The sequence below is a fragment of the Actinacidiphila alni genome (genome assembly GCF_900112845.1).
In the GTDB taxonomy this organism is placed as follows: Bacteria; Actinomycetota; Actinomycetes; order Streptomycetales; family Streptomycetaceae; genus Actinacidiphila; species Actinacidiphila alni.
Genome location: NZ_FONG01000002.1, coordinates 638,222 through 644,221, shown reverse-complemented (window position 1 = coordinate 644,221; position 6,000 = coordinate 638,222). Strand labels below are relative to the sequence as shown.

General features: G+C 71.4%; 5 protein-coding genes and 1 other RNA gene. All 6 read right to left on the bottom strand.

The features are described from left to right. A partial coding sequence (locus BM076_RS05670; RefSeq protein ID WP_093712187.1) for an aspartate kinase occupies positions 1-1,211 on the bottom strand: 1,211 nt, incomplete at its 3' end. A gap of 244 nt (positions 1,212-1,455) precedes the next feature. Continuing rightward, positions 1,456-2,238, bottom strand: a complete 783-nt coding sequence (locus BM076_RS05665) for a DUF5063 domain-containing protein (protein ID WP_143120530.1) — start codon at positions 2,236-2,238, stop codon at positions 1,456-1,458. Continuing rightward, positions 2,231-2,830 (bottom strand): recombination mediator RecR, encoded by a 600-nt coding sequence (gene recR, locus BM076_RS05660; RefSeq protein ID WP_093712186.1) that lies wholly within the window; start codon positions 2,828-2,830, stop codon positions 2,231-2,233. Before recR ends, BM076_RS05665 begins: the two co-directional genes overlap by 8 nt. A 155-nt stretch (positions 2,831-2,985) precedes the next feature. Further along, positions 2,986-3,318 (bottom strand): YbaB/EbfC family nucleoid-associated protein, encoded by a 333-nt coding sequence (locus BM076_RS05655; RefSeq protein ID WP_093712185.1) that lies wholly within the window; start codon positions 3,316-3,318, stop codon positions 2,986-2,988. A 157-nt stretch (positions 3,319-3,475) separates the two neighbouring features. After that, the gene (locus BM076_RS05650; RefSeq protein WP_093712184.1) at positions 3,476-5,845 is read right to left on the bottom strand and encodes a DNA polymerase III subunit gamma and tau; all 2,370 of its coding nucleotides are present in this window, start codon (positions 5,843-5,845) and stop codon (positions 3,476-3,478) included. 26 nt (positions 5,846-5,871) lie between these two features. Continuing rightward, positions 5,872-5,968, bottom strand: an RNA gene (gene ffs, locus BM076_RS05645) — signal recognition particle sRNA small type. Positions 5,969-6,000: the final 32 nt, after the last annotated feature.

Sequence of the window (6,000 nt, the reverse complement as noted above, 5' to 3'; positions counted from 1 at the left end):
GAGGTCGAGATCAGCTCGATGTTGACGCCCGCGTTGGACAGCGCCTCGAAGAAGGTCGCGGTCACGCCCGGGTTGGTCTTCATGCCCGCGCCGACCAGCGAGATCTTGCCGATCTGGTCGTCGTAGCGCAGCGAGTCGAAGGCGATCACGGTCTGCGCCTTGGTCAGCGCGGCCATCGCCTTCTGGCCCTCGGCCTTGGGCAGCGTGAAGGAGATGTCGGTGAGCGCGGTGGCCGCGGCCGACACGTTCTGCACGATCATGTCGATGTTGATCTCGGCGTCCGCGATGGCCCGGAAGATCGTCGCCGCCTCGCCCGGCTTGTCCGGCACCCCGACGACCGTGATCTTGGCCTCGGACGTGTCGTGCGAGACGCCGGAGATGATCGCCTGCTCCATCGGACGTTCTCCTTGAGCTGTGTGGTCGCCTTGAGCCGAGTGGTCGCCGCCCTGGCCGGCGGCCCCGGGCAGATTCGCCGGACGTTCGCTGCTCACCCAGGTGCCCGGCAGCCCGGAGAACGACGACCGTACGTGGATCGGGATGTTGTAGCGGCGCGCGTACTCCACGCACCGGTGCAGCAGCACCTTGGAACCGGAACTGGCCAGCTCCAGCATGTCCTCGAAGGCGATCCAGTCCATCTTGCGGGCCTTCTTCACCACCCGCGGGTCGGCGGTGAAGACGCCGTCGACATCGGTGTAGATCTCGCACACCTCGGCGTCGAGCGCCGCCGCGAGCGCCACCGCGGTGGTGTCGGAGCCGCCGCGGCCGAGCGTGGTGATGTCCTTCTTGTCCTGCGAGACGCCCTGGAAGCCGGCCACGATCGCGATGTTGCCCTCGTCCAGCGCGGTCCTGATCCGGCCGGGCGTCACATCGATGATGCGCGCCTTGTTGTGCACGGAATCGGTGATCACGCCGGCCTGGCTGCCGGTGAACGACTGCGCCTCGTGCCCGAGGTTCTTGATCGCCATCGCCAGCAGCGCCATCGAGATGCGCTCGCCCGCGGTCAGCAGCATGTCGAACTCGCGCCCGGCCGGGATCGGCGACACCTGCTCCGCGAGATCGATCAGCTCGTCCGTCGTGTCGCCCATCGCGGACACCACGACGACCACTTGGTGGCCCGCCTTCTTGGTGTCGACGATCCGTCGGGCGACGCGCTTGATGCCTTCGGCATCGGCGACGGAGGAGCCGCCGTACTTCTGCACGACAAGGCCCACGTGCGCTCCTCGCTCAGGGATGCCCGGGCCCGGGGTGTGCCGGGAACGGGGGACTTCCGGGGTGTGATGCGGTCGGCCCAGTTTAACGAGCAGGCACGATCCGCCCGGGACGTATCGCATGGTGAGATACGTTGCCCGAGGCGTGATCAGCCGCAAATCCTGCGGCCGGCACCGCCTCCCCCGTATCCGGCCGGTACGTCAGCGCGTTCCCCCGTCTCCGACCGGTACGTCGGCGGGACTCGCGCTACCTCGCCGGGCGCATCCCGATCGTGCCCAGCTCGGCCGCCATCACCTTGCCCGCCTCCTCGGCCAGCTCCTCCTCGTCGTCCCCGTCGCCGCCGGTGTCCAGGCCGTCCAGCTCGTCCAGCGGGCTGTCGAGGCGTACGTGCGCGACCAGCGACTGGAGCGCGCGCAGGCTGGCGCTGGCCGTGGACCCCCAGTTGGACAGGTACGAGAACTGCCACCACCACAGCGCCTCGGAAATCCGCCCGGCCCTGAAGTGCGCGAGGCCGTGTGTGAGATCGGCCACCACATCGGCCATGTCGTCGGAGATCCGGCAGGCCACCGGCGTCGACCGCGGCACATACGGGTCGAAGACCTCGGAGTAGACGTCGATCGGCTCCAGCAGGGCCGCCAGCCGCTGCCGCAGGTCGTCCTCGTCCGGCTCAGGACCGACGTCCGGCTCGTACCGCTCGTCCGGCACGATGTCCTCGTGCGCGCCCAGCCGGCCGCCGGCCAGCAGCAGTTGGGAGACCTCGAGCAGCAGGTACGGGACCGCGCTGTCGGGGTCGTCGCCCTTGGCCACCTCACGGACCGAGAGGATGAAGCTCTCGATCTGGTCGGAGATCTGGACCGCGAACTCGTCCGGCTCCTGGCCGGCGCCTTCCGCTCCCCCGGCCGGGAGATCCGTCTTCTGCGTCTTCTGCGTTTTCTGCGTCTTCTTCGGCGCCGTCGCGCTCTTCGCGCTCTTCGCGTCTGCCACGTTTCCCACGCTCTTCTTGTCGTTCTCCGTCACGGCGTCAGACATCGAGCAACCGCCTCCCTTCGAAGGCCCGCCCCAGCGTGACCTCGTCCGCGTACTCCAAGTCGCCGCCCACGGGGAGGCCGCTGGCCAGGCGCGTGACCCGCAGTCCCATGGGCTTCACCATCCGGGCCAGGTACGTCGCCGTCGCCTCGCCCTCCAGATTCGGGTCCGTCGCGAGGATCAGCTCGGTGACGGTGCCGTCCGCGAGCCTGCTCAGCAGCTCCCTTATCCGCAGATCGTCGGGGCCGACCCCTTCGATCGGGCTGATCGCGCCGCCCAGCACGTGGTACTTCCCGCGGAATTCGCGGGTCCGCTCGATCGCGACCACGTCCTTGGACTCCTCGACCACACAAATGACCGAGGGGTCGCGGCGCGGGTCACGGCAGACGCGGCACTGCTCGTCCTGCGCGACATTGCCGCACACCGCGCAGAACCGCACCTTCGCCTTGACCTCCGACAGCACGTGCGCCAGGCGCCGTACATCCGCCGGATCGGCCTGCAGGATGTGGAAGGCGATCCGCTGGGCGCTCTTGGGACCCACTCCGGGCAGCCTGCCCAGTTCGTCGATCAGGTCCTGGACCACGCCTTCGTACACGCCGACGAGCCTTCCTCACGGGGACTTCTGGGGGGTTTCTCCGGTCGGAACTCCGGAAGAACGATGGGACCGGACCGGTGTCCGGGCGACCGAACCGACGATCGGGGTGATCGGGACGGTCGGGACAAGCGGGACGGTCAGAGCGATCGGGACGGTCAGAACGGGAGGCCGGGCATCCCGCCAAGCCCCTGGGCGAGCGGGCCGAGCTTGGCCTGCTGGATCGCCTGGGCCGCTTCATTCGCGTTGTGCACCGCGGCGACCACCAGATCGGCGAGCGTCTCGGTGTCCTCGGGATCGACCGCCTTCGGGTCGATCACCAGACCGCGCAGTTCGCCCGCGCCGGTCACCTTCGCGGTCACCAGGCCGCCGCCCGCGGAGCCCTCGACCTCGGTCTCGGCCAGCTCCTGCTGGGCCGCGGCGAGATCCTGCTGCATCTTCTGGGCCTGCTGGAGCAGCGCCTGCATGTTCGGCTGACCACCGGGGATCACGGTTCTCACTCCTGACGGGCGTCTGACAGGTCTGACAGGATTTTGTGCGACAGAGCGAGCCTACGTGCTCGTACGGCGCAGCGCCCTACCCCGTACGGAGGAGGAGGCGCGTCGCGGTACGGGTCCGGGGCAGGGGGTGTCGCGCCCCCCTGGTACCTCAGTCGTGCGCGATCTCCTCTATCACCGTGGCGCCCAGCTCCCGGACGAACAGGTCGTGGCCGCTGAGCGCGGAGTCGACCAGATCCGGATCGTCGTCCTCGGGGACGTCGTCCTCCAGGGGCGGGGGCATGTCGTCCACGGGGGCGGGCTGGTACGAGGCGGCGGGCGGGCCGGACGGCGCGCCGCTTCCGGGACCTCCGGGGCCGCCGTGACCTCCGGGTCCGCCCTGCGCCGGCGGGCCGGCCTGGAAGTCCGGGCGCGGGGCGCCCTGGGGCCGGTCCTGCGGGGGGCGGGCGGCGGGCGGCTGCTGCTGCGGGGGGCCGGACGGGCGGGGGGCGCCGCCGCCCCCGAACCCGCCGCTGAACCCGCCGCCGGGTCCGCCGGCACCTGGGCCCGGGCCGGCCGGGCCCCCGCCCCCGTTCGGGGCGACGATCGCCTCGATCTTCCACTGCGCGCCGATCGCGTCGTTGATGGCGGCCTTGAGTACGTCCTCGCTGCCGCTGTTGGCGAAGCTGTTGCGGGCGCCGGGGTTGTCGAAGCCGACCTGGAGGGTCTCGCCGTCGAAGCCGGCGACCTGGGCGTTGTTGAACAGCAGCATCCAGGTGAGGCGGCGACGGTTCTTGACCGCTTCCAGGATGTCCGGCCACATCTGCCGGACCCGGGAGGGGTCGCCGACGGGGGCGGCCGCGGCCTGGGGCGGGGACTGCGGTGCCTGGGGCTGAGGCTGGGGCTGAGGTGCCTGGGGCTGCTGCGGGGGCGCCGGTGCCTGCGCTTGTGCCTGTGCCTGTGCCTGCGCCTGGACGGGGGGCTGGGCCGGGGCCTGGCCGGGGGTGACCGCGGACGGCCAGGCACCGGGCCGCTGGGCCGGCGGAGCCTGCGCGGGCGGCGCGGGCGGCGGTACGGGGGCTGCCTGGGGTACGGCGGCGGCCGGTGCCGCGGGCTGGGGCTGGACCTGTGGCTGGGGCTGGGGCTGGGGCTGAGGTTGCGGCGGCTGCTGGGCCTGGACCGGGGTGTACGCCGGCGCCGCGGGCGGTTCGGCCGGCGGACGGCCGCCACCGAGGGCGGCGCGGGCGGCGGCGGGACCGACGGCCTGCGGCGCACCCGTAGCCGTAGCCGTACCAGCTCCCGTACCCGTTTGCATGGGGGCGGGCGCCGCCGCTCCCATCGCCGGGCCGGCGACGGCGACCCCGCGCTCCAGCCGTTCCAGCCGCGCCTGGAGGGAACGCTCGTCCTCGTACGCGGCGGGCAGCAGCACGCGGGCGCAGATCAGCTCCAGCTGGAGGCGCGGCGAGGTCGCGCCGCGCATCTCCGTCAACCCCGTATTGACCAGGTCGGCGGCGCGGCTCAGCTCGGCGGCGCCCAGCACCGACGCCTGGGCCTGCATCCGTTCCACCACGTCGCGCGGGGCGTCGATCAGCCCCTTCTCCACGGCGTCCGGCACGGCGGCGATGATCACCAGGTCCCGCAGCCGTTCCAGCAGGTCGGCCACGAAGCGGCGCGGATCGTGCCCGCCCTCGATCACCCGGTCCACGATCCCGAAGACGGCCGCCCCGTCCCCGGCCGCGATCCCGTCCACCACCTCGTCCAGCAGCGCCGCGTCCGTATAACCGAGCAGCGCGGTCGCCATGGCGTACGTCACACCGTCCGCGCCCGCGCCCGCCAGCAGCTGGTCCATCACCGACATCGAGTCCCGTACCGACCCGGCCCCGGCCCGTACGACCAGCGGATACACCCCGTCCTCGACCGCGATCGCCTCGCGCTCGCACACCTCGGCCAGATAGTCGCGCAGCGTTCCGGGCGGCACCAGACGGAAGGGGTAGTGGTGCGTGCGCGAGCGGATCGTGCCGATGACCTTCTCGGGCTCGGTCGTCGCGAAGATGAACTTCAGATGCTCCGGCGGCTCCTCGACCACCTTCAGCAGGGCGTTGAAGCCCGCCGAGGTGACCATGTGCGCCTCGTCGATGATGTAAATCTTGTAGCGGCTGCTCGCGGGCCCGAAGAACGCCTTCTCCCGCAGGTCACGGGCGTCGTCCACACCACCGTGCGAGGCCGCGTCGATCTCGATCACATCGATCGACCCCGGCCCGTTCCGCGCCAGGTCGCGGCAGGACTGGCACTCCCCGCAGGGCGTCGGCGTCGGCCCCTGCTCGCAGTTCAGGCACCGCGCCAGGATCCGCGCGCTGGTCGTCTTCCCGCAGCCGCGCGGCCCGCTGAACAGATACGCGTGATTGACCCGGTTGTTGCGCAGCGCCTGCTGCAACGGGTCGGTGACGTGCTCCTGCCCGATGACCTCGGCGAAGGACTCGGGGCGGTAGCGGCGGTACAGAGCAAGGGACACGCCTACGAGGTTATCCGGGCCCACCGACATCCGGCCCCGACCACTCCCCGCACGCACACAAAGACCCCCCACGCACCCGCCAGAGCCCACCTACCCTTGCTGCCTTCCGGCCCTGGGGGAGTTCAGCGAGATAGCGCCACGTGAGGGGCTGCGCCCACCCTACCCGATCCCCCACCCCCCATCGA